This is a genomic window from Stutzerimonas chloritidismutans (assembly GCF_051486945.1).
Lineage (GTDB): Bacteria > Pseudomonadota > Gammaproteobacteria > Pseudomonadales > Pseudomonadaceae > Stutzerimonas > Stutzerimonas chloritidismutans_B.
On sequence record NZ_JAHVDX010000003.1, the window covers coordinates 241,537 to 262,460 of the forward strand.

Sequence of the window (20,924 nt, forward strand, 5' to 3'; positions counted from 1 at the left end):
ACATGGCGCCTAACGGCCACAACGCAGCCGCTGCCGAAGCACCCCGCGTGGTGCTTTCGGCGCGCGGCCTGCGCCGCGACTTCAAAGGCTTCGTCGCGGTGAACAACGTCGACCTGGACGTCCATCATGCGCGTGTCCATGCGCTGATCGGGCCGAACGGTGCAGGCAAGACCACTGTGTTCAATCTGCTGACTAAGTTTCTCCAGCCATCGGCGGGCACCATCACGCTGCTCGATCAGGACATCACCCGCACCGACCCGGCGCGGGTAGCGCGCATGGGCCTGGTGCGCTCGTTCCAGATATCAGCCGTGTTTCCCCATCTGACCGTACTGGAGAACGTCCGCGTGGCGCTGCAACGCCCGAGCGGGCTGGCGACGCAGTTCTGGCTTCCGCTGCGCTCGCTCGAGCGCCTCAACGAGCGGGCCATGGCGCTGATCGAATCGGTCGGCTTACAGGATGCGCGCAACAGCGTGGCGGCGGACCTGTCCTACGGCCGCAAGCGGGTACTGGAGATCGCCACCACCCTGGCGCTCGAACCGCGGGTGCTGCTGCTCGACGAACCCATGGCGGGCATGGGCCACGAAGACGTGCATATCGTTTCCGAACTCATCCGCGAAGTCGCCCGTGAGCGCGCCGTGTTGATGGTCGAGCACAACCTCAAGGTGGTCGCCGACCTTTGCGATCAAGTCACGGTGTTGCAGCGCGGCGAAATCCTCACCTCCGGCGACTACCGCAGCGTGAGCCAGGACGCCCGGGTACGTGAGGCCTATATGGGGACCGAACATGAGTGAGGCCACGCCCCTGCTGCGCGTACGCGAGCTGAACGCCTGGTACGGCGAGAGCCACGCTTTGCACGGCATCGACCTGGACGTGCACCAGGGTGAGACGGTGACGTTGCTCGGCCGTAACGGCGTAGGCAAGACCACCGCGCTGCGCTCGATCATGGGCATCATCCGCTCGCGCAGCGGCACCATCGAATTCGACGGCCGCGACATGATGCGCGTGCCGCTGCACCGCACCGCACATACCGGCATGGGTTTCGTGCCGGAAGAGCGCGGCATCTTCGCGACCTTGACCGTGGACGAAAACCTGACCTTGCCGCCTGTCGTTGCCAAGGGCGGGATGAGCACGGAGGAGATCTACACGCTCTTTCCGAACCTCAAGGAACGCCGCCACAGCCCGGGCACCAAGCTATCCGGTGGCGAACAGCAGATGCTGGCGATTGCCCGGATATTGCGTACCGGGGCAAAGCTGCTCTTGCTCGACGAACCCACCGAAGGGCTCGCGCCTGTGATCGTCCAGCGCATCGGCGATGTGCTGCTCACGCTCAAGGAACGCGGCATGACCATCCTGCTGGTGGAACAGAACTTCCGCTTCGCCAGCAAGGTGGCCGATCGTTTTTACCTGGTCGACCACGGCCGGATCGTCGACAGTTTTCCGATCGACGCGCTGGCCGACCGCATGGCCATCCTCAACGAAACCCTGGGGGTCTGATGACGGAGATCTTCGGCGTACCCATTCAGGCTTTCCTCGGGCAACTGCTGATCGGCCTGATCAACGGCTCGTTCTACGCAATGCTCAGCCTGGGGCTGGCTATCATCTTCGGGCTGTTGAAGGTGATCAACTTCGCCCACGGTGCGCAGTACATGACCGGTGCCTTCGCCGGCTACCTGCTGCTGGCGGTGCTCGGCATCGGCTACTGGCCGGCGCTGATCCTGGCGCCGCTGATTGTCGGGCTGGCCGGCGCGGCGGTCGAACGGTTGGCGCTGTCGCGGCTGTACAACCTCGATCACCTTTACGGACTGCTGTTCACCTTCGGCCTGGCGCTCGCGCTGGAGGGCGCCTTCCGCTACTACTACGGCTCGTCCGGCCAGCCTTACGCGGTGCCGAGTCTGCTGTCCGGCGGCTATAACCTGGGCTTCATGTTCCTGCCGAAGTACCGCGCCTGGGTGGTGGTAGCGTCGTTGCTGATCTGCCTGAGTACCTGGCTGCTGATCGAGAAGACCAAGCTCGGCGCCTACCTACGCGCCGCGACCGAAAATCCGACGCTGGTACGCACCTTTGGCATCAACGTGCCGCTGCTGCTCACCTTCACCTATGGCCTCGGCGCCGGGCTGGCCGGGCTGGCCGGCATCCTCGCGGCGCCGATCTATCAGGTCAGCCCGCTGATGGGTTCGAACCTCATCATCGTGGTGTTTGCCGTAGTGGTGGTTGGCGGCATGGGCTCGATCCTCGGTGCCATCATCACCGGGTACATGCTCGGCATCCTCGAGGGGCTGACGAAGGTGTTCTATCCCGAGGCGTCCAATATCGTGATTTTCGTGATCATGGCGATCGTACTGTTGGTGCGCCCCGCGGGCCTCATGGGAAGGGACGGCTGACATGCAGCGAACAACCGCAACCCCGGCAACCGAACGCAAGCGCTGGAACACCGAGACGACGCTGATCCTGCTCGGCGTCCTCGCCCTGGCGCTCGCCCCCCTGTACTTCTATCCCGTGTTCCTGATGAAGGTGCTCTGCTTCGCACTTTTCGCCTGTGCCTTCAACCTGCTGCTGGGCTACACCGGCATCCTCTCGTTCGGCCATGCGGCGTTTTTTGGTGGCGCGGCTTATTTCACCGCTCATGCCGTCAAGGAATGGGGACTGACGCCCGAGCTGGGCATCCTGGTCGGCGTGGCCGGTGCCGCGCTGCTCGGGCTAGTGATCGGCTTTCTGGCGATCCGCCGCCAGGGCATCTATTCGACGATGATCACGCTGGCTCTGTCGCAGATGTTCTTCTTTTTCTGCCTGCAGGCGCCCTTCACACATGGCGAGGATGGCATCCAGGGCATCCCGCGCGGCCACCTGTTCGGCCTGATCGACCTGAAAGAGCCGTTGAACATGTATTTCTTCGTGCTGACGGTGTTCCTGCTTGGCATGCTGGCGATCTGGCGGATCATCAACTCGCCCTACGGCATGATCCTCAGGTCGATCCGCGAGAACGAAAACCGCGCCATTTCGCTGGGGTACACGGTTTCGCGATACAAGCTCGGCGCATTCGTCATGTCGGCGGCGCTCGCCGGGCTCGCTGGCGGGCTCAAGGCGCTGGTGTTCCAGTTCGCGACCCTCACCGATGTCAGCTGGCAGATGTCCGGAGAAGTGGTGTTGATGACCCTGCTAGGAGGCATCGGCACGCTGGTCGGGCCGGTGTTCGGCGCCGCGCTGGTGACCACGCTGGGCAATTACTTCGCGACCTCGGAGCTGCCGGTAACGCTGGTCACCGGCATCATCTTCATGGCGTGCGTGCTGATCTTTCGCCGCGGCATTCTTGGCGAGTTCTATGCCTCTCGCCTCGGCAAACGTCTTGCGCGGTCCCGTACCGGCTGATCAGGCACTTTCCAGATGCCCGTGTAGCTCGACAAACTGCTGGCTGAGCTTGTGTCTGGGATCGAAATGAATGAGCGGCGTGCAGGCCTGGTGGGACTCGCGCATGCGCACCGAACTCATCAGGTGCACCGGTAGCACCGGCAACCCCTCGGCAATCAATTCATCGATCATCTGTTGCGGCAAGGCGGCACGCGGTTGGAACTGATTGACGACGATGCCCTCGACTTCGAGTGCTTCGTTGTGGTCCTCCTGCAGTTCTTCGATTTCATCGAGCAAGCTGTACAGGGCCTGGCGCGAGAAGCTGTCGCAATCGAAGGGAATCAGGCAACGGTCGCAGGCGATGAGCGCGGAGACGGTATAGAAGTTCAGCGCAGGGGGCGTGTCGACATAGATCCGCTCGTACTCTTCGGAGAGCGTCAACAGCAGCTTTCGCAGCTTGTTGATCTTGTGCTTGGCCTCAAGCTTGGACTGCAGGTCGGCGAGTTCAGGCGTCGCGCCGATCAAATGCAGATTGTCGAAGCGCGTTTCGCTGATCGGCGGCCGCGCTTTCTTGCCGCCAAGGCCACCCGTGAGGATCTGTTTGAAGTAGTCGGCCATGCCGGTGGGCAATGCGTCGCCGCTCAGGCCGGTGAGGTAATGGCTGGAATTGGCCTGGGCGTCGAGGTCGATCAACAACGTTCGATAGCCCTGCGCAGCGCTGACCGCGGCCAGGTTCGAGGCGATGCTGGACTTGCCCACACCGCCCTTCTGGTTGAACACCACCCTTCGCATGGTCCGTCCCTTCTGTCTGGTCTCGCTGGAGTCTATACAACGCACGCGGCAAGGGTATGACTACTTTCGGCGAGGCCGTTCGGTGGCGCTTTGCTACCCTGCGCCAAAAGAAACGACCCAGGAGTACCCCATGGCCCGACTGTTCATCGGTTTGCTGATCACCCTGCTCGCCTCGCCATTGCTGGCCCAGCCGGCACCCGAGGTGCTACGCGTGGGCATCACCGAAGTGCCGCCCTTCGTGATACAGGAAGCCGACGGCGGCTGGAGCGGCATCAGTATCGAACTCTGGCAGCAGGTTGCCGAACGCAATGGCTACAACTACGAATTCGAACCCCGAGCGTTCGACCAGTTGCTGCCAGGGCTACAGGGCGGCCAGTTGGATCTCGTCGTTGGCGCGCTGACGATGACCGCCGAACGCGAGGAGCAGATCGACTTTACCCACCCGTTCTATCGCACCGGGCTGGCGATTGGTGTGCCAGCGCAGTCAGGCAGCGGCTGGGCCGCCCTGCGTGCGCTCGTCTCGTGGCAGTTTCTCAGCCTGGTCATGGGGCTCGCCGCGCTGTTGCTCGTCGTCGGTACCGTGCTCTGGCTGTTCGAGCGTCGGCACAACCGCGCACAGTTCGGCGACAGTTCACTCCACGGTATGGGCAACGGCTTCTGGTGGGCGGCAGTGACCATGACCACGGTCGGCTATGGCGACAAGTCGCCGGTGACGTTCGGTGGGCGGCTGGTGGCGATCATCTGGATGTTCACGGCCTTGATCATGGTCTCGACCTTCACCGCGGCGGTGACGACCACCCTGACGGTCGGCAACCTGCAAGGCGGGTTGGAAGGCCCGGACGACCTGCGTCGCGCCCATGTGGCGACGGTAACCGGCACGGTCAGCGAACGCTACCTGGACGGCGAGCGCATCCGCGCCAGCCGCTACCCTGACCTGAGCCAGGCCATGCGCGCGGTGCAGGCCGGCGAAGCCGAGGCGGTGGTCTACGACCTGCCGATCCTGCAGTTCCGCAACGGTGAGCTGAACAACGGCGGGCTGCGCCTGCTACCCGGCACCTTCGAGAACCAGTCGTACGCCTTTGCAGTGCCTGGCGGGAGCCGATTGCGCGAGCCAGTCAGCCAGGCGATTCTCGAGATCACCGCCGGGCCGGCCTGGCAGCGATTGCTGGAACGCTACCTCGGCAAGCCTTAGCGGTCAGACGGCGACAGGTGCCTTGATGTGAGGATGGGCTTCGTAGTCAACCAGCTCGAAATCCTCGAAGCGGAAGGCGAACAGGTCCTTCACGTTCGGGTTGAGCTTCATGGTCGGGAGCGGCAACGGCTCGCGGGTGAGCTGCAGGTCCGCCTGCTCGAGGTGGTTGGCGTAGAGATGGCAGTCACCACCGCTCCAGATGAACTCGCCGGGCTCCAGGTCGCAGACCTGAGCGACCATCAGCGTCAACAGCGCATAGCTGGCGATGTTGAAGGGCACGCCGAGGAAAATGTCCGCCGAACGTTGGTAGAGCTGGCAACTGAGCTTGCCGTCGGCGACGTAGAACTGAAACAGCGCATGGCACGGCGGCAGGGCCATCTGGTCGACCAGTGCCGGGTTCCAGGCCGAGACGATCAGCCGCCGCGAATCGGGGTTCTTTTTGATCATCGCCAACAGGTTGGCAATCTGGTCGACCGACTCGCCGTTGGGCGCCGGCCAGCTGCGCCACTGATAACCATAGACGGGCCCGAGCTCGCCGTTTTCGTCAGCCCACTCGTCCCAAATGCGCACGCCATTTTCCTTCAGGTAGCCGATGTTGGTGTCGCCCTGGAGGAACCACAGCAGCTCATGAATGATGGACTTGAGGTGGCACTTCTTGGTCGTCACCAACGGGAAGCCATCGGCCAGATCGAAGCGCATCTGGTAGCCGAACACGCTATAGGTGCCAGTGCCGGTGCGGTCGCTTTTGAAGGTGCCGTGCTCACGCACGTGGCGCATCAGGTCGAGGTACTGTTTCATCGCGGGCTCGTCGATCAGAAGTGGCGCAATAGTAAAGGCTCGCCGCCCGGCTTGTCGCGCCGGGCGGAGCAGCGGTCAGGCGGCCGCCTTGCGCGGCTCACGGCGGTAGGCCCACAGCATCATCCCCAAGCCGATCAGGATCATCGGCACGCACAGCAGTTGGCCCATGGTCAGCCAGCCAAACGCTAGGTAGCCCAATTGCGGATCCGGCACCCGGACGAACTCGACGATGAAACGGAAGATGCCGTAGCAGATGGCGAACAGGCCGGAAACGGCCATCGTCGGCCGCGGCTTGCTCGAGTAAAGCCACAAGATGACGAACAGCGCGACGCCTTCAAGTGCGAACTGGTAGAGCTGGGATGGGTGACGCGCCAGCTGCTGCGGGTCGGTGGGAAACACCATCGCCCAGGGCACGTCGCTCGCCTTGCCCCACAGCTCCGCGTTGATGAAATTGCCAATGCGCCCGGCACCCAAACCGATCGGCACGAAGGGCGCGATGAAGTCCATCAGTTCGAAGAAACGCTTGCCGTTGCGACGGGCGAATATCCAGGTGCACAGAAGCACGCCGATCAGCCCGCCATGAAAGGACATCCCGCCCTTCCAGACCTGGAAGATCAGAGTCGGCTCGTTGAGATAGGCCGCCAGGTCATAGAACAGCACATAGCCCAGTCGCCCGCCGACGATGACGCCCATCGCCACCCAGAAGACCAGGTCGGAGAGCTTGTCTTTGTCCCAGGTCGGGTCGAAGCGGTGCAGCCGGCGCGAGGCCAGCATCCAGGCGCCGCCGATGCCGATCAGGTACATCAAGCCATACCAGTGGATTTGCAACGGCCCCAGCGACACGGCGACGGGGTCAATCTGCGGATAAGGCAGCATCCAGGTTCCCTCAGATCAAGAAATTGATACCTACGCCCAACAAGAGCAGCGCGAACAGCCTGCGCAGCACCTGAGGTGACAGGCGATGCGCGAGCAGCGCGCCGATGCGGGCGAAAAACATGCTGGTGATGGCAATGCCGGCCAGCGCCGGCAGGTATACGAAACCGACACTCCACGCCGGCAGATGCGCATCCTGCCAGCCCACCACGGCGAAACTCAACGCACCGGCGATCGCGATGGGTAAACCACAGGCGGCGGATGTCGCGACGGCTTGCTGCATCGGCACACTGCGCCAGCTGAGAAAGGGCACCGTGAGCGAGCCGCCGCCGATGCCGAAGATCGCCGATGCCCAGCCAATCACCACGCCGGCGAGCGTTAGCACCGGCTTGCCGGGCACGCCCGCGCTGGCTTTGGGCTGCAGTGAGAAACCCATCTGCACGGCCATGGCGATGGCGAACACACCAATGATCTTTTGCAGAAGCGGGCCCTGTATTGCCGCCGCGGTCAGGCTGCCAAGCGCCGCGCCGACCAGGATGCCGACCGTCATCCACAGGACGACCGGCCAGCGCACCGCACCCTTGCGATGGTGCGTCTGGATCGAGTTGAGCGAGGTGAAGACGATGGTTGCCAGCGATGTCCCGACCGCGAGGTGGGTCAGCACCTGCGGGTCGAAGCCCTGCGCGGTAAAGCTGAACACCAGCACCGGCACGATGATCAGCCCACCCCCGACACCAAACAGCCCCGCCAGCACGCCCGCGAAGCCGCCCAGCAGCAGATAAAGCGCGAACTCCATCGGACCACCCTGAAAACAAAGCGGCATGGTAGCGGAAAACAGCGCGGGAGGCTGACGCGGGCCGCGACCGGAGGTGACACGGCCGCGACTAAGGGATCGCCCGCAAGCGATGGCGGTCAGACCTGATAGGTGTCGGCTCGCTTGCTTGTAGGCAGGCCGGCCTTTCGTCTAGCCTCGAATCTCAGCTGCCTACCCGACCGCCTATGTGTCTTATCGTTTTTGCCTGGCGCCCTGAACACGCGGTGCCTCTCATCGTCGCGGCCAATCGTGACGAATTTTATGACCGCCCCAGCCTGCCACTCGGACACTGGCAGGACGCGCCTTACGTCGTTGGCGGCATCGATCTACAGGGGGGCGGCACCTGGACGGCCGTCACCGAGAACGGCCGCTTCGCCGCCCTGACGAACATCCGCGACCCGAGCGCCCCGACAGGAACGCGTTCACGCGGCGAGCTGCCCGCTCAATTCCTGCGTGGCGACCTGTCACCAGAGGCCTACCTGAACGAAGTCTCGGGCTTTATCGAGCATTACTCAGGGTTCAACCTGCTGGTCGGCAACCGCGACGCGCTGTGGTATCTCAATTCCTGCGAGGCCACGCCGCGCCAGCTTTCACCCGGAGTCTATGGCCTCTCCAACGCAGCGCTGGACAGCCCCTGGCCGAAGCTACGTCGGGCACGTGCGGCATTGCACGGCTGCCTCGACACGGCCAGTTGCGAAGCGCTGCTGGAGTTGCTCAGCGATCCGCACACCGCCGAGGATGAGGAATTGCCCGAAACAGGCGTCTCGAGAGAACTGGAGCGGTTGCTGTCGAGCGTCTTCATCACCAGCGACGACTATGGCACGCGGGCGAGTACGGTGATCATCCGTCACGCCAATGGCGCAGCAGAAATGGTCGAACGCAGCTTCAACGCTCAAGGGCCAGCAGGGGAAACCCGCATCGTCCTGCCGCCGTTTCGCGACTGAACGAGACACCGCGCCGCTAGATCGCCGCGGCGGGGTTCACCATGCGGTCCAGCCCGAGGTTGCGCAACGTCAGCTGTACGGTGGCGTGGATGACCTGCGGGCTGTCCATTTTCATGACCTTGGCCAGCAGCTCGCGGCCGGTGGCCGAGCTGATCTGGCGCAGCATCCACTTGACCTTCGGCAGGTTGGTGGCGTTCATCGACAGGCTGTCGAAACCCATCGCGAGCAGCAGGATGGCCGCCCCGGGATCGCCCGCCATCTCGCCGCAGATGCTCACCGGCTTGCCCTCGTCGTGCGCTTCGCGAACGATGCGCTGCAGGGCCTCGAGCACAGCGGGATGCAGATAGTCGTAAAGATCAGCGACGCGCGGGTTGTTGCGGTCCACGGCCAGCAGGTACTGCGTCAGGTCGTTGGAGCCGACCGAAATGAAGTCGACCTGGCGCGCCAATTCGCGCGTGAGATACACGGCGGCAGGCACTTCGATCATCACGCCGACCGGCGGCATCTCGACATCGGTGCCCTCGTCGCGCACCTCGCCCCAGGCGCGGTGGATCAGGTGCAGCGCTTCTTCCAGCTCGCGCGTGCCAGAAATCATCGGTAGCAGGATGCGCAGGTTGTTCAGCCCGGCGCTGGCCTTGAGCATGGCACGGGTCTGCAGCAGGAAAATCTCCGGGTGATCCAGCGTCACGCGGATGCCGCGCCAGCCCAGGAACGGGTTCTCTTCCTTGATCGGGAAATACGGCAGGCTCTTGTCGCCGCCCACGTCCAGGCTACGCATGGTCACCGGCAGCGGATGGAAGGCTTGCAGCTGTTCGCGATAGATCGCCATCTGCTCCTTCTCGCTGGGGAAGCGCTCCTTGATCATGAAAGGCACTTCGGTACGGTACAGGCCTACGCCCTCGGCTCCCCGCTCCTGCGCACGCACCACGTCGGCGAGCAGGCCGGTATTGACCCACAGCGGAATGCGCACGCCATCGGTGGTCTCGCAGGGCAGCTCACGCAGCACGTCGAGCCCTTCGGACAGCTGCCGCTCCTGCTCGGCAAGCACCAGATACTGCTCACGCAATACCTTGGCCGGGTTGGTGATGATCTCACCGCGGGTGCCATCGATGATCATCTCGATGCCGTCGACCTTCGAGTACGGCAGGTCGACCGCGCCCATGACCGTCGGGATCCCCATCGCGCGCGCCAGGATCGCCACGTGCGAGTTGCTGGAGCCAAGCACCGAGACCATGCCCACCAGCTTGCCCTCCGGCACCTCGCCGAGCATCGCCGGTGATAATTCTTCGCTGACCAGAATGGTGTTGTCGGGGTAGGTAAGCGTCTGCTGGTGGGCCTGCTGCAGGTAGCCGAGCAGGCGGCGACCGATGTCCTTGACGTCGGAGGCGCGCTCGCGCAGATAGGCGTCGTCCATCATCTCGAAGCGCGCAACGTGGTCGCCGACCACCTGGCGCAGCGCACCCTGCGCCCACTGGCCGGTGCGGATAACCTTGGTCACCTCGCCGCCGAGGGCGGAGTCGTCGAGCATCATCAGGTAGACGTCGAACAGTGCACGCTCTTCCTTTCGCATCTGGTGGGCGAGTTTTTCCGAGAGCGTTCGCATGTCGGCACGTACCGACTCCAGCGCCGACTCGAACAGCGCCAGCTCGGCGGGGATGTTATCGACGGTCTTGTCCGGCACCACATCCAGGTCGGCGGGCGGCAGCACCACCACGGCCTTGCCGACCGCAGCGCCCGGCGCGCCGGGGATACCAATGAAGCGCGTCTCCTGAATGCCCTTACCCTGCCGGCCGAGCCCGCGAATGGAGCCGGTGGCCTCGGCATGCGCAATGACGCCGGCGAGCTGCGCGCTCATGGTGACGAGGAAGGCCTCCTCGCCCTCGTCGAACAGGCGCTGCTCCTTTTGCTGAATGACCAGAACGCCCATCACCCGGCGATGGTGGATGATCGGCGCACCGAGAAAGGAGGCGTAGCGTTCTTCGCCCGTCTCGGCGAAATAGCGATACCGCGGGTGCTCGGAGGCGTGCTCGAGGTTGAGTGGTTCTTCCCGCGTGCCGACCAGGCCGACCAGACCCTCGTTGGGTGCCATGCTGACTTTGCCGATGGCCTTCTTGTTCAGACCCTCGGTAGCCATCAGGACGAAACGGCCGGTCTCGTGGTCGAGCAGGTAGACGGAGCAGACCTGGCTGCCCATGGCTTCCCGGACCCGCAACACGATAATGCCCAGGGCCGTCTTCAGGTCCTTGGCAGCGTTGACTTCCTGGACGATCTTGCGCAGCGTGCCGAGCATGCTCAGGGGCTTTCTCCCGTCAGTCCCGCACCAACAGGCGCGGGGCGAGTTCTTTTAACGCGCGACGGTAGACCTCGCGCTTGAAGGTGACCACCTGGCCTAGCGGGTACCAGTAGCTGACCCAGCGCCAGCCGTCGAACTCGGGCTTGCCGGTGACGTCCATGCGCACTCGCTCCTCGGCACCCGTCAGGCGCAGCAGGAACCATTTCTGCTTCTGACCGATGCACAACGGCTGGCTGTGCGTGCGCACCAAACGCTGCGGCAAGCGGTAACGCAGCCAGCCACGGGTACAGGCGAGGATCTTGACGTCCTGCTGTTCCAGGCCGACTTCTTCGTTGAGCTCGCGATAGAGCGCTTCTTCGGGTGTTTCGCGCGGATTGATGCCGCCCTGTGGGAATTGCCAGGCGTCCTGATTAATCCGCCGGGCCCAGAGCACCTGGCCGATGTCATTGGTCAGGATGATGCCGACATTGGGGCGAAAACCATCGGAGTCGATCACGGCATACAACCTCGCAAACGCATGTCGCGGCATTGTTCCACAAAAAACAGAAAAGCAGAAAGCACGCGTGGTGGCCGTTGATCCAGCGCCTCGAACAGCACCCTGGCAGGTGCCGCCGCGGTGCTAATCCCGCTATGCTGCGCCCCCACCCTCAGCCCGGAGGACGCAGCGTGCGCCTGGCTCTTTTCGATCTCGACAACACCCTCCTGGCCGGCGACAGCGACCATGCCTGGGGCGAATTCCTCTGCCAGCGCGGTCTGGTCGATGCCAGCGATTACCGCGCACGCAATGATGCTTTCTATCAGGACTACCTGGCCGGCACGCTGGACGTGAAGGCCTACCAGGACTTCTGCCAGGAACCACTGGGCCGCAACGAACTGGCGCAGCTGCAGCTGTGGCACGCCGAGTTCATGCGTGACCACATCGAACCCATCGTGCTAGCCAAAGGCGAGGCGCTGGTGCGCCAGCATCACGAGGCTGGCGACCGGGTGGTGATCATCACCGCGACCAACCGTTTCATCACCGGACCCATCGCCAAGCGCCTGGGTGTCGACACCCTGCTAGCGACGGAATGTGAAATGCAGGACGGCCGCTACACTGGCCGGATGATGGACGTCCCCTGCTTCCAGGAGGGTAAGGTCACGCGGCTCGAGCGCTGGCTGGTCGAGAACGACCAGAGCCTGGACGACAGCTACTTTTACAGCGACTCGCGCAACGACCTGCCACTGCTCGAACGCGTCAGCCATCCGGTTGCCGTCGACCCGGACCCAACGCTCCGGCAAATCGCCGAGCAGCGCGGCTGGAAAGTCATTTCGCTGCGCTGAGCGGCGGGCACCGGTGGCCCAGCGTAACCCACCAGCCTGGCGAGACCCGCCAATAGCAGCACGCGCATGATGCCAGGCGAAGCCGCTGGGGACGGTCAGCAAGAAACTGCTGTCCCCTGACAGGCTGCGCATCAGACCGGCTTGGCGCCCATCAGCCCCATGATCGCCACCAGAATCAGCAAAATCAGCCCGGCGTAGACCAGCGCGAAGCGCGGCAACTTCGCCGGCGCCGGGGTGTCACCCAGCGCCTGCCAGGCGCGCAGACGGCCGCCGAGCAGCAAGGTCAGCGGCACCAGGATCAGGAAGAGGATCGAGCTGGCCAGCAACCATAGCTGGCCCAAGGGGAAGCCTGCCAGGTGCGCCAGCCACCAGCCAGTGACCGGCAGCAGCAGCCCCAACGCCGCGAGCAATGGCAGCGACATCGTGCGAGTCCGGCGCAGCTTTTTCTGCAGCACGGCCGGGTCCGCCTTGCGCCACGCCTTCCAGAGCATCACGACGTGGGCGATCAGCCCGAGCGTGAGCAGAATTGCCAGGGCGGCATGAACGATATTGAGCAGCGTGTAGTGTTCCATCGAGCCTCGCAGTGCGGCAGTCAGCCGAGAAAAAGTCGGTAGGCAGGGTTGTCCGTCTCATCCCAGTAGCGGTAGCCGATCTTGTCCAGCGCGCCGGGTAACAGATGACGCTCCTCGGCGGGTACTTGGAGGCCAGCGACCACACGCCCGTCCGCCGCACCATGGTTGCGGTAGTGGAACATGGAGATGTTCCAGCGTCCGCCGAGGTTGTTGAGGAAGTTGAACAGCGCGCCTGGCCGCTCCGGAAACTCGAAGCGATAAACCACTTCGTCGCTCACGCCCGAGGCATGCCCGCCCACCATGTGGCGGATGTGCAGCTTGGCCAGTTCGTTGTCGGTCAGGTCAAGCACCGGAAATCCCTTAGCCCGGAGCCCATCGACCAGCGCCGCGCGCGGGTCGTTCTCCGGGTGGGTCTGCACACCGACGAAGATGTGCGCTTCACGATCCTGGTGGTAGCGGTAATTGAATTCCGTGATTTGACGTTTTCCGATGGCCTCGCAGAACGCTTTGAAGCTGCCCGGCTCCTCGGGAATGGTCACCGCGATGATCGCTTCACGTTTCTCACCCAGCTCGGCGCGCTCGGCGACATGGCGCAAACGGTCGAAATTGACGTTGGCGCCCGAGTCAATGCCCACCAGCACCTGGTTTTCGATCCCCTCGCGCTCGACGTAACGTTTGATGCCAGCCACGGCCAGGGCACCGGCTGGCTCGGTGATCGAGCGGGTGTCGTCGTAGATGTCCTTGATCGCGGCGCAGATCTCGTCGGTACTGACCGTGATGACTTCGTCGACATGATCCTTGCAGATGTCGAACGTGTGCTGGCCGATCTGCGCCACGGCCACGCCATCGGCAAAGATGCCGACCTGAGGCAACACCACGCGCTCGCGGGCGGTCAGCGCCTGCTGCAGGCAGTTGGAGTCGTCCGGCTCGACACCGATGACTTTAGTTTCCGGGTGCAGGTATTTGACGTAGGCAGCGATCCCTGCAATCAGGCCGCCTCCGCCGACCGGAACGAACACCGCATGCAGCGGCCCCTGGTGCTGACGCAGGATTTCCATGGCCACGGTGCCCTGCCCGGCGATCACGTGCGGGTCGTCGTAGGGATGGACGTAGACCAGGCCCTTCTCCTCGACCAGCTTCAGCGAATGCGCCAGCGCTTCGGGAAACGAATCCCCATGCAGCACGACCTTGCCGCCCCGCGAACGCACGCCCTGCACCTTGAGCTCCGGCGTGGTGCGTGGCATCACGATGGTCGCCTTGACCCCCATGTGCTTGGCCGCCAGCGCCAGACCCTGGGCATGATTGCCTGCCGATGCGGTCACCACACCGCGCGCCAACTCCTCGGCCAACAGCTGCGCCAGCTTGTTATAGGCGCCGCGAATCTTGAAGGAAAACACCGGCTGCAGATCCTCGCGCTTGAGCAGAATCTGGTTACCGAGCCGCTCGGACAACTGGCGCGCGGGCTGCAACGGGGTTTCCACCGCGACGTCATAGACGCGCGAGGTGAGGATCTTCTTGACGTAGTTTTCGAGCATCGTGGGCTGGTCTGCGGGCATTGCGGGGCCAACGAGTCTACCCCGCAGGGCTGGCGCCGACCACAGACAATCGGCCGCGCCAGGCACCGGTACAGTTGCCCGCACAAGACCCGCCGACGAGGCCCCGCTATACTTCGCCCCCTGTCTCCGCCCGGACCCATGCCATGACCCAGGACCAACTCAAGCAGGCCGTTGCCCAGGCCGCTGTCGACCTCATCGTTCCGCAGCTCAACGACCGCAGCATCGTCGGTGTGGGCACCGGCTCCACCGCTAACTTCTTCATCGATCTGCTGGCCAAGCACAAGGGCATCTTCGACGGCGCCGTCGCCAGCTCCGAAGCGACCGCCGAGCGTCTCAAGGGTCACGGCATTCCCGTGTATGACCTGAATTCAGTGGCGGAACTCGAGTTCTACGTCGATGGCGCGGACGAAGCCAATAGCCACCTCGAACTTATCAAGGGCGGCGGCGCAGCCCTGACGCGCGAGAAAATCGTCGCGGCCGTTGCCCGGACCTTCATCTGCATCGCCGACGGCAGCAAGCTGGTCGAGCGCCTTGGCGCCTTTCCCCTACCGGTCGAGGTCATCCCGATGGCGCGCAGCTACGTCGCGCGCGAGCTGGTGAAGCTCGGTGGAGATCCGGTCTACCGCGACGGCGTGATGACCGACAACGGCAATGTCATCCTCGACGTGCACAACCTGATGATCGGTTTCGCCCCGGAACTCGAAGCGCAGATCAACAACATCGTCGGCGTGGTCACCAACGGCCTGTTCGCCATGCGTCCGGCCGACATCCTGTTGCTCGGCACCAAGGATGGCGTTCAGTCGCTCAAGCGCTGAGGCCGGTCAGCCGCCCTTGCGGAACCGGTAAAACAGGTTGGGCTCGCTGACCAGATAGAGCGTGCCGTCCGGCGCCATGGCGACGCCCTCCGCCTGTGGCACGTCAGCGTCCAAGCCGTGGTCTCCGGCTCGCAGCGACAGGGTGCTGATGGGCTTGCCGTGAATGTCGAGTTCGACGACCAGCCGCGACTCGTCGGACAGTGCTAACAGGTGCCCGGTCTGTTCGTCGTACTGCAGGCTGGAAAGGTCGCGCACGAACAGGTCGGCGTCGCGCTCGGGGTCTTCGGTGACGTGCACGGCGAGCGGCTGATCGCCCCGGGCGTAAGGGAAACCCTGCACTTCATAGATGCGCACCGGGTCGCGCTCCTTCGCTACGAAGAGGCGCTTGCCGGCCACGTCATAGGCCAGGCCCTCGAATCCCTTGTTACCGTTCTGCCCGATGCCCAGTGAAAGCTGCTGGCTGGCAGCCGCGTCGATCTGCCGGGTTTGGTCGTTCACCTCGATGCGAAGCAGTCGCTGAGGGCGCTCGTCACTCACCACATAAACGCCGCGTGAGACGTACTCGATGGCCTCGGGGTCGCCGAAGCCCACCAGTGGGATGGCCCGGAGCAGCTTGCCATCCAGATTGAGTTCGAGCAGTTGCGGGTTGGCGTTGGTGATGGCGATCAGGGTATTGCGGTCTGGGTCGAAGGCCAGGGCCGACAGATCGTCTTCGATGCCCTCGACCGGTTTTGCCTGGATATCCGCTTGGTAATCCGGCAGCCAGAGCGAGGCGGCCTCACGCGCGTCGGCCTCTCGCCACTGGCCGAAATGAAACCAAGTCTGTTCGAAGAAGCGAAAGTACTGGCCGGCCGCGACGGCCAGGATCACGGCTACGCTGACCATCACGGCCAGTGTCCATTTGTAAGCAAGGCGCATCATGCACTCTCTAAAAGCCCGGGGAGCGACAGGGTGCACGGCCAACCTTAGCCGAAACTTAACAGCGTGCGCCTTCGCGCAGGCATGGACAGCGACCGGCGTGGATCGTTACCGCTTGCGACGGAACACATAGAGCAGGTTTGGCTCAGCGATCACATAGATATCGCCACGCGCGTCCATCGCCACCCCCTCGGCCTGATCAATGCCCTCCACCAGGCCATTAAGGCCGCCGAATAGACTGATGAAACTACGCGGCCGCCCGAGTAGATCAAGTTCGACCAGCAGACGGGATTCGTCCGACAGCATCAGCGTGTGGCCGGTGGTCGGATCGATGGTTACCGAGGAGATGTCGCGCACCAGTAAAGGCTGGCTAGGCAAGGCCTCTAGCACGCCGGCGGCGCCGTCTTCGCCGGGGAACGGCAGTTCGTACAACCCCTGCGGATCGCGCTCCTTGGCCAGCAACATGCGGTGGGTGCGTGGGTTCCAGGCCAGCCCCTCGAAGCCTTTATTCCCGGCGGACGGGAAGCCCAGGTCGTAGGCCGCCATTTGGTCCAGATCGAGCGACTCGACACCCGGCGGCAAGTTGAACACCGCGACCAGCCGGCGACGTTCGTCGACGATACCCAATCGACCGTCGCTTAACGCCTCGACCGCCTCGGGGTCGGAAAAACCAGTCAGGCGGACGCGCCGGAGCACCACGCCGCCCGGCGTCAGTTCGATCAACTGGGGATTCTGGCCGGTGACGGTGAACAAGGTGCCGGTCGCCGGGTTCCAGGTCAGGCCGGAGGTTTCATCTTCCTCAAGCCCCAGCAGCCGCGCCTGGAGCACCAGCTCGTAGTCGGGCAACCAAACGCTCGCGGCGCGTTGCTCGACGCTGGTGCGCTGTTCCTGCCAGAGGAGCCGCAATTGGTCGTCCCAATGCAGCAGCGTGCCGGCGACGAACACGAGGAGCAGAACAAAACTAAACAGGCCGAACAGGGCAAAACGCAGGCGGGAACGCGAATGGGGCTTGGCTGACATGCGAGAGAGGATCCGGAAGCGGAGCCGGATTACACCACGAGCGGGTGTTGGAGGATACGGCTCGGGCGTGCTGAGGCACCCGAGCCGACAGGCTTAAAGTACGCGGCTTTCGAAGCGCGACAGGCCAACCAGCTCCAGCACCAGCGAGGCGCCCTGCTTCAGCGGACCGACGCCGGCCGGCGTGCCGGTCAGTACCACGTCGCCCGGTTGCAGACTGAAGTGCCCGGCGATGTGCTGCAGCAGCGGCAGAATCGCGTTGAGCATCTGGCTGCTGTTGCCGTCCTGACGCACTTCGCCGTCGATGGTCAGGCGAACGTCAATGTCGTTCAGGTCGCTGACCGCATCGCCCGGCACGAACGGCGCCAGCACCAGCGCGCCGTCGAAGCTCTTGGCCAGCTCCCACGGCTGGCCGTTCTCCTTCAGCTTGGCCTGCACGTCCCGAAGGGTCAGGTCCAGCGCCGGAGCGAAACCGGAAATGGCATCCCGCACTTCTTCCTCGTTCGGCTTGCGCGAGAGCGGCTTGCCGATGAGCACGGCGATCTCGGCCTCGAAATGCACATCGCCACGGTCAGCCGGTATCGAGAAACCACCGGCCAGCGGCACAGCGCAGCTGCCGGTCTTGATGAACAGCAACGGCTCGGTCGGCACCGGGTTGTTCAGCTCCTTCGCATGCTCGGCATAGTTACGGCCGATGCACACGGCCTTGCCCAGCGGGAAATGAATCGGGGTGCCGTCGGTGTACTGGTGCTTGTAGGTCATCGCGAATCCTCAGGGGCGTAGCAAGAACGGGGGCGACTCATCATGGCGCCGGCTCGCCGGCGCCTACAAAACGCATCAGGCAGCAAAGATCTTGCCCGGGTTCATGATGCCGTTGGGGTCGAATGCCGCCTTGATCGCCTTCATGTAGGCGATCTCGGCCTCGGACCGGCTATAGGTCAGGTAGTCACGCTTGGTCATGCCGACGCCATGCTCGGCTGAGATGGAACCGTTGTATTTCTCGACCGTCTCGAATACCCACTTGTTGACCGCGGCGCACTTCTCGAAGAACTCCTCCCTCGGCAACGCCTCGGGTTTGAGGATATTCAGGTGCAGGTTGCCGTCGCCAATGTGGCCGTACCAAAGCACTTCGAAGTCCGGGTAGTTCTCGGTGACGATCGCGTCGATGTCGGCGAGGAAGGCCGGCACCTTGGAGACGGTCACGGAGATGTCGTTCTTGTAGGGCGTCCAGTGCGAGATGGTCTCGGAAATGTACTCGCGCAGCTTCCACAGGTTTTGCAGCTGCTGCTCGCTCTGGCTCATCACGCCATCGATCACCCAACCCTCGTTAACGCAATGCTCGAAAGTCGCCAGCGCCTGCTCGGCGCGCTCTTCGGTGGTCGCCTCGAACTCCAGCAGCGCGTAGAACGGCGCACGCGTCTCGAAGGGTGCGGGGATATCGCCGCGACCGAGGATCTTGTCGAGGCACTTATCCGAGAAGAATTCGAATGCGGTGAGGTCGAGCTTGTCCTGGAAGGCGTGCAGCACTGGCATGATCGAATCGAAGTCCGGCGTGCCGAGCACCATCGCAGTGAGATTGGTCGGCTGGCGTTCCAGGCGCATGGTGGCCTCGACGACGAAGCCAAGCGTGCCTTCGGCGCCAATGAACAGCTGGCGCAGGTCATAGCCGGTGGCATTCTTGACCAGGTCCTTGTTCAGCTCGAGCAGGTCACCCTTGCCGGTGACGACCTTCAGACCCGCGACCCAGTTGCGGGTCATGCCGTAGCGAATCACCTTGATGCCGCCAGCGTTGGTGCCAATGTTGCCGCCAATCTGGCTGGAACCGGCCGAGGCGAAGTCCACTGGGTAATAGAGCCCTTTGTCTTCGGCGAACTGTTGCAGCTGCGCGGTGACCACGCCCGGCTGACAGACAACGGTGCGATCGGTCACGTTGAACTCGACGATCTGGTTCATGTAATCGAAGGAAACCACCACCTCGCCGTTTGGCGCCACCGCTGCGGCGGACAGGCCGGTGCGGCCGCCCGATGGCACGAGCGCGACCCTGTGCTGATTGGCCCATCGCACGATGGCCTGCACCTGCTCGACCGTCTTCGGAAAGACGATGGCGCTCGGCGCCGGCGCATATTGCTTGGTCCAGTCCTTGCCGTAGGTAGCGAGCGAATCGGCATCGGTCAGCACCTTGCCAGGCTCGACCAGGGTCTTCAGCTCGTCGATCAGGGCGTGGTCGGTCATCATGGGAACTCTCATTCGATTCATGGTCACCCTGAGAACGCTTCAGCTCAGGACATGGGGTGTTTCGAGGGGCCTGTATGCTAGCATACGCACCCCTTTGAAACGTGCCTCGGCAGACTCCCGACACCGGTGCAAACCGGGTCGGCCAGCCTTCGCTGGACACTTCAGTCCAATCCTTCGGCCTTAAGGTTTTAACGCAGATGAGCCAGACCTCTCTCGACAAGAGCAAGATCAAGTTCCTTCTTCTCGAAGGCGTCCACCAGAACGCTGTCGACACCCTCAAGGCCGCCGGCTATACCAACATCGAATACCTCAAGACGGCGCTGCCGGAAGATGAGCTGAAGCAGAAGATCGCGGACGTTCATTTCATTGGTATCCGCTCGCGCACTCAGCTCACCGAGGGCGTGTTCGAAGCGGCCAAGAAGCTCATCGCCGTTGGCTGCTTCTGCATCGGCACCAACCAGGTCGACCTCAACGCCGCCCGCGAACGCGGTATCGCAGTCTTCAACGCGCCTTACTCCAATACCCGCTCGGTCGCCGAACTCGTTCTGGCCGAAGCCATCCTGCTGCTGCGCGGCATTCCGGAAAAGAACGCGTCCTGCCATCGCGGTGGCTGGATCAAGTCGGCGGCCAATTCGTTCGAGATTCGTGGCAAGAAGCTCGGCATCATCGGCTACGGCTCGATCGGCACCCAGCTGTCGGTACTCGCCGAGAGCCTCGGCATGCAGGTGTTCTTCTACGACGTGGTGACCAAGCTGCCGCTGGGCAACGCGACGCAGGTCGGCTCGCTGTACGAATTGCTGGGCCTGTGCGACATCGTCTCGCTGCACGTCCCCGAGCTGCCATCTACTCAGTGGATGATCGGCGAGAAGGAAATCCGTGCGATGAAGAAGGGCAGCATCCTGATCAATGCTGCACGCGGCACCGTGGTCGAGCTGGACCATCTGGCGAACGCGATCAAGGACGAGCACCTGATCGGCGCGGCCATCGACGTCTTCCCGGTCGAGCCCAAGTCCAACGACGAAGAGTTCGAAAGCCCGCTGCGTGGCCTGGATCGCGTCATCCTCACCCCGCACATTGGTGGTTCGACCGCCGAGGCGCAGGCCAACATCGGCCTGGAAGTCGCCGAGAAGCTGGTCAAGTACAGCGACGTCGGCACCTCGGTCTCCTCGGTCAACTTCCCGGAAGTCGCCCTGCCGTCGCACCCGGGCAAGCACCGCCTGCTGCATATCCACCAGAACATTCCAGGTGTGATGAGCGAGATCAACAAGGTCTTCGCCGACAACGGCATCAACATCTGCGGCCAATTCCTGCAGACCAACGAGAAGGTCGGCTACGTGGTCATCGACGTCGACGCCGAATACTCGGACCTGGCGCTGGAAAAACTGCAGCAGGTCAACGGCACCATCCGCAGCCGCGTACTTTTCTAAGGCTCACCGCGGT

General features: G+C 63.5%; 21 protein-coding genes. 9 read left to right on the forward strand and 12 right to left on the reverse strand.

Going from position 1 to position 20,924, the window contains the following annotated elements; translation table 11 throughout:
- The first annotated feature begins 2 nt into the window (after positions 1–2).
- Genes KXR72_RS13175 through KXR72_RS13190 form a run of 4 tightly spaced genes read left to right on the forward strand, consistent with a single transcriptional unit; the run spans position 3 to position 3,366 of the window.
- Positions 3–791, forward strand: a complete 789-nt coding sequence (locus KXR72_RS13175; protein WP_437421543.1) for an ABC transporter ATP-binding protein — start codon at positions 3–5, stop codon at positions 789–791.
- A complete protein-coding gene (locus KXR72_RS13180; protein WP_437421544.1) occupies positions 784–1,494 on the forward strand; it encodes an ABC transporter ATP-binding protein in 711 nt (236 codons plus the stop codon). Before KXR72_RS13175 ends, KXR72_RS13180 begins: the two co-directional genes overlap by 8 nt.
- Complete coding sequence (locus KXR72_RS13185; protein ID WP_437421545.1) at positions 1,494–2,381, forward strand: branched-chain amino acid ABC transporter permease; 888 nt, start codon at positions 1,494–1,496, stop codon at positions 2,379–2,381. The genes KXR72_RS13180 and KXR72_RS13185 overlap by 1 nt, the downstream gene beginning before the upstream one ends.
- 1 nt (position 2,382) lies before the next feature.
- Positions 2,383–3,366, forward strand: coding sequence for a branched-chain amino acid ABC transporter permease (locus tag KXR72_RS13190; RefSeq protein WP_437421546.1), 984 nt, complete (start codon positions 2,383–2,385; stop codon positions 3,364–3,366).
- Here the strand turns inward: KXR72_RS13190 and KXR72_RS13195 are convergent, their stop codons facing one another.
- A complete protein-coding gene (locus KXR72_RS13195) occupies positions 3,367–4,137 on the reverse strand; it encodes a ParA family protein (protein ID WP_437421547.1) in 771 nt (256 codons plus the stop codon). It lies immediately after the preceding gene.
- A 130-nt stretch (positions 4,138–4,267) separates the two neighbouring features.
- Between KXR72_RS13195 and KXR72_RS13200 the strand changes: the two genes are divergently transcribed.
- Positions 4,268–5,329 (forward strand): transporter substrate-binding domain-containing protein, encoded by a 1,062-nt coding sequence (locus KXR72_RS13200; protein WP_437421548.1) that lies wholly within the window; start codon positions 4,268–4,270, stop codon positions 5,327–5,329.
- A gap of 3 nt (positions 5,330–5,332) precedes the next feature.
- Here KXR72_RS13200 and KXR72_RS13205 read toward each other — a convergent pair whose 3' ends face one another.
- The 3 genes from KXR72_RS13205 to KXR72_RS13215 form a co-directional block, all read right to left on the reverse strand.
- The gene (locus KXR72_RS13205) at positions 5,333–6,127 is read right to left on the reverse strand and encodes a thymidylate synthase (RefSeq protein ID WP_437421549.1); all 795 of its coding nucleotides are present in this window, start codon (positions 6,125–6,127) and stop codon (positions 5,333–5,335) included.
- Positions 6,128–6,202: 75 nt separating this feature from the next.
- A complete protein-coding gene (lgt, locus tag KXR72_RS13210; protein ID WP_437421550.1) occupies positions 6,203–7,003 on the reverse strand; it encodes a prolipoprotein diacylglyceryl transferase in 801 nt (266 codons plus the stop codon).
- Between the two features lie 10 nt (positions 7,004–7,013).
- Positions 7,014–7,796, reverse strand: a complete 783-nt coding sequence (locus KXR72_RS13215) for a sulfite exporter TauE/SafE family protein (protein ID WP_437421551.1) — start codon at positions 7,794–7,796, stop codon at positions 7,014–7,016.
- Positions 7,797–7,999: 203 nt separating this feature from the next.
- Here KXR72_RS13215 and KXR72_RS13220 point away from each other — a divergent pair, with 203 nt between their 5' ends.
- On the forward strand, positions 8,000–8,758 hold the full coding sequence (locus KXR72_RS13220) for an NRDE family protein (protein WP_437421552.1): 759 nt from the start codon (positions 8,000–8,002) through the stop codon (positions 8,756–8,758).
- Between the two features lie 16 nt (positions 8,759–8,774).
- Here the strand turns inward: KXR72_RS13220 and ptsP are convergent, their stop codons facing one another.
- Both ptsP and KXR72_RS13230 read right to left on the reverse strand, forming a co-directional pair.
- Positions 8,775–11,048 (reverse strand): phosphoenolpyruvate--protein phosphotransferase, encoded by a 2,274-nt coding sequence (ptsP, locus tag KXR72_RS13225; RefSeq protein WP_437421553.1) that lies wholly within the window; start codon positions 11,046–11,048, stop codon positions 8,775–8,777.
- Between the two features lie 19 nt (positions 11,049–11,067).
- On the reverse strand, positions 11,068–11,547 hold the full coding sequence (locus KXR72_RS13230; RefSeq protein ID WP_437421554.1) for an RNA pyrophosphohydrolase: 480 nt from the start codon (positions 11,545–11,547) through the stop codon (positions 11,068–11,070).
- A 170-nt stretch (positions 11,548–11,717) separates the two neighbouring features.
- Between KXR72_RS13230 and KXR72_RS13235 the strand changes: the two genes are divergently transcribed.
- Entirely contained in the window at positions 11,718–12,371 is a 654-nt protein-coding gene (locus tag KXR72_RS13235) for an HAD family hydrolase (protein WP_437421555.1), read from the forward strand.
- Positions 12,372–12,502: 131 nt separating this feature from the next.
- On the opposite strand, the gene KXR72_RS13240 is transcribed toward KXR72_RS13235, so the two are convergent.
- Together KXR72_RS13240 and ilvA are read right to left on the reverse strand one after the other, a co-directional pair.
- Positions 12,503–12,943 carry a DUF2269 family protein gene (locus KXR72_RS13240; protein ID WP_437421556.1) on the reverse strand — a complete coding sequence of 147 codons (441 nt, stop codon included), beginning with the start codon at positions 12,941–12,943 and terminating at the stop codon, positions 12,503–12,505.
- Positions 12,944–12,963: 20 nt separating this feature from the next.
- Positions 12,964–14,478 (reverse strand): threonine ammonia-lyase, biosynthetic, encoded by a 1,515-nt coding sequence (gene ilvA, locus KXR72_RS13245; RefSeq protein WP_437421557.1) that lies wholly within the window; start codon positions 14,476–14,478, stop codon positions 12,964–12,966.
- A gap of 164 nt (positions 14,479–14,642) precedes the next feature.
- On the opposite strand from ilvA, the gene rpiA reads away from it, so the two are divergent.
- Complete coding sequence (gene rpiA / locus KXR72_RS13250) at positions 14,643–15,314, forward strand: ribose-5-phosphate isomerase RpiA (RefSeq protein ID WP_437421558.1); 672 nt, start codon at positions 14,643–14,645, stop codon at positions 15,312–15,314.
- A gap of 6 nt (positions 15,315–15,320) precedes the next feature.
- On the opposite strand, the gene KXR72_RS13255 is transcribed toward rpiA, so the two are convergent.
- The 4 genes from KXR72_RS13255 to KXR72_RS13270 all read right to left on the reverse strand — a co-directional run bounded on the left by KXR72_RS13255 (position 15,321) and on the right by KXR72_RS13270 (position 19,481).
- Positions 15,321–16,235 carry an SdiA-regulated domain-containing protein gene (locus tag KXR72_RS13255; protein ID WP_437421559.1) on the reverse strand — a complete coding sequence of 305 codons (915 nt, stop codon included), beginning with the start codon at positions 16,233–16,235 and terminating at the stop codon, positions 15,321–15,323.
- A gap of 105 nt (positions 16,236–16,340) precedes the next feature.
- Positions 16,341–17,252 (reverse strand): SdiA-regulated domain-containing protein, encoded by a 912-nt coding sequence (locus KXR72_RS13260; protein WP_437421560.1) that lies wholly within the window; start codon positions 17,250–17,252, stop codon positions 16,341–16,343.
- Between the two features lie 93 nt (positions 17,253–17,345).
- Positions 17,346–18,011, reverse strand: a complete 666-nt coding sequence (locus tag KXR72_RS13265) for a fumarylacetoacetate hydrolase family protein (protein ID WP_437421561.1) — start codon at positions 18,009–18,011, stop codon at positions 17,346–17,348.
- 75 nt (positions 18,012–18,086) lie between these two features.
- Entirely contained in the window at positions 18,087–19,481 is a 1,395-nt protein-coding gene (locus KXR72_RS13270) for an FAD-binding oxidoreductase (protein ID WP_437421979.1), read from the reverse strand.
- A gap of 200 nt (positions 19,482–19,681) precedes the next feature.
- Between KXR72_RS13270 and serA the strand changes: the two genes are divergently transcribed.
- Positions 19,682–20,911, forward strand: coding sequence for a phosphoglycerate dehydrogenase (serA, locus tag KXR72_RS13275; protein WP_437421562.1), 1,230 nt, complete (start codon positions 19,682–19,684; stop codon positions 20,909–20,911).
- Positions 20,912–20,924: the final 13 nt, after the last annotated feature.

Coding starts and splice junctions, on each gene's coding strand:
- KXR72_RS13175 (WP_437421543.1), top strand. CDS start 3: ATGGCGCCTAACGGCCACAACGCAGCCGCTGCCGAAGCACCCCGCGTG.
- KXR72_RS13180 (WP_437421544.1), top strand. CDS start 784: ATGAGTGAGGCCACGCCCCTGCTGCGCGTACGCGAGCTGAACGCCTGG.
- KXR72_RS13185 (WP_437421545.1), top strand. CDS start 1,494: ATGACGGAGATCTTCGGCGTACCCATTCAGGCTTTCCTCGGGCAACTG.
- KXR72_RS13190 (WP_437421546.1), top strand. CDS start 2,383: ATGCAGCGAACAACCGCAACCCCGGCAACCGAACGCAAGCGCTGGAAC.
- KXR72_RS13195 (WP_437421547.1), bottom strand. CDS start 4,137: ATGCGAAGGGTGGTGTTCAACCAGAAGGGCGGTGTGGGCAAGTCCAGC.
- KXR72_RS13200 (WP_437421548.1), top strand. CDS start 4,268: ATGGCCCGACTGTTCATCGGTTTGCTGATCACCCTGCTCGCCTCGCCA.
- KXR72_RS13205 (WP_437421549.1), bottom strand. CDS start 6,127: ATGAAACAGTACCTCGACCTGATGCGCCACGTGCGTGAGCACGGCACC.
- lgt (WP_437421550.1), bottom strand. CDS start 7,003: ATGCTGCCTTATCCGCAGATTGACCCCGTCGCCGTGTCGCTGGGGCCG.
- KXR72_RS13215 (WP_437421551.1), bottom strand. CDS start 7,796: ATGGAGTTCGCGCTTTATCTGCTGCTGGGCGGCTTCGCGGGCGTGCTG.
- KXR72_RS13220 (WP_437421552.1), top strand. CDS start 8,000: ATGTGTCTTATCGTTTTTGCCTGGCGCCCTGAACACGCGGTGCCTCTC.
- ptsP (WP_437421553.1), bottom strand. CDS start 11,048: ATGCTCGGCACGCTGCGCAAGATCGTCCAGGAAGTCAACGCTGCCAAG.
- KXR72_RS13240 (WP_437421556.1), bottom strand. CDS start 12,943: ATGGAACACTACACGCTGCTCAATATCGTTCATGCCGCCCTGGCAATT.
- ilvA (WP_437421557.1), bottom strand. CDS start 14,478: ATGCTCGAAAACTACGTCAAGAAGATCCTCACCTCGCGCGTCTATGAC.
- rpiA (WP_437421558.1), top strand. CDS start 14,643: ATGACCCAGGACCAACTCAAGCAGGCCGTTGCCCAGGCCGCTGTCGAC.
- KXR72_RS13255 (WP_437421559.1), bottom strand. CDS start 16,235: ATGATGCGCCTTGCTTACAAATGGACACTGGCCGTGATGGTCAGCGTA.
- KXR72_RS13260 (WP_437421560.1), bottom strand. CDS start 17,252: ATGTCAGCCAAGCCCCATTCGCGTTCCCGCCTGCGTTTTGCCCTGTTC.
- KXR72_RS13265 (WP_437421561.1), bottom strand. CDS start 18,011: ATGACCTACAAGCACCAGTACACCGACGGCACCCCGATTCATTTCCCG.
- KXR72_RS13270 (WP_437421979.1), bottom strand. CDS start 19,481: ATGACCGACCACGCCCTGATCGACGAGCTGAAGACCCTGGTCGAGCCT.
- serA (WP_437421562.1), top strand. CDS start 19,682: ATGAGCCAGACCTCTCTCGACAAGAGCAAGATCAAGTTCCTTCTTCTC.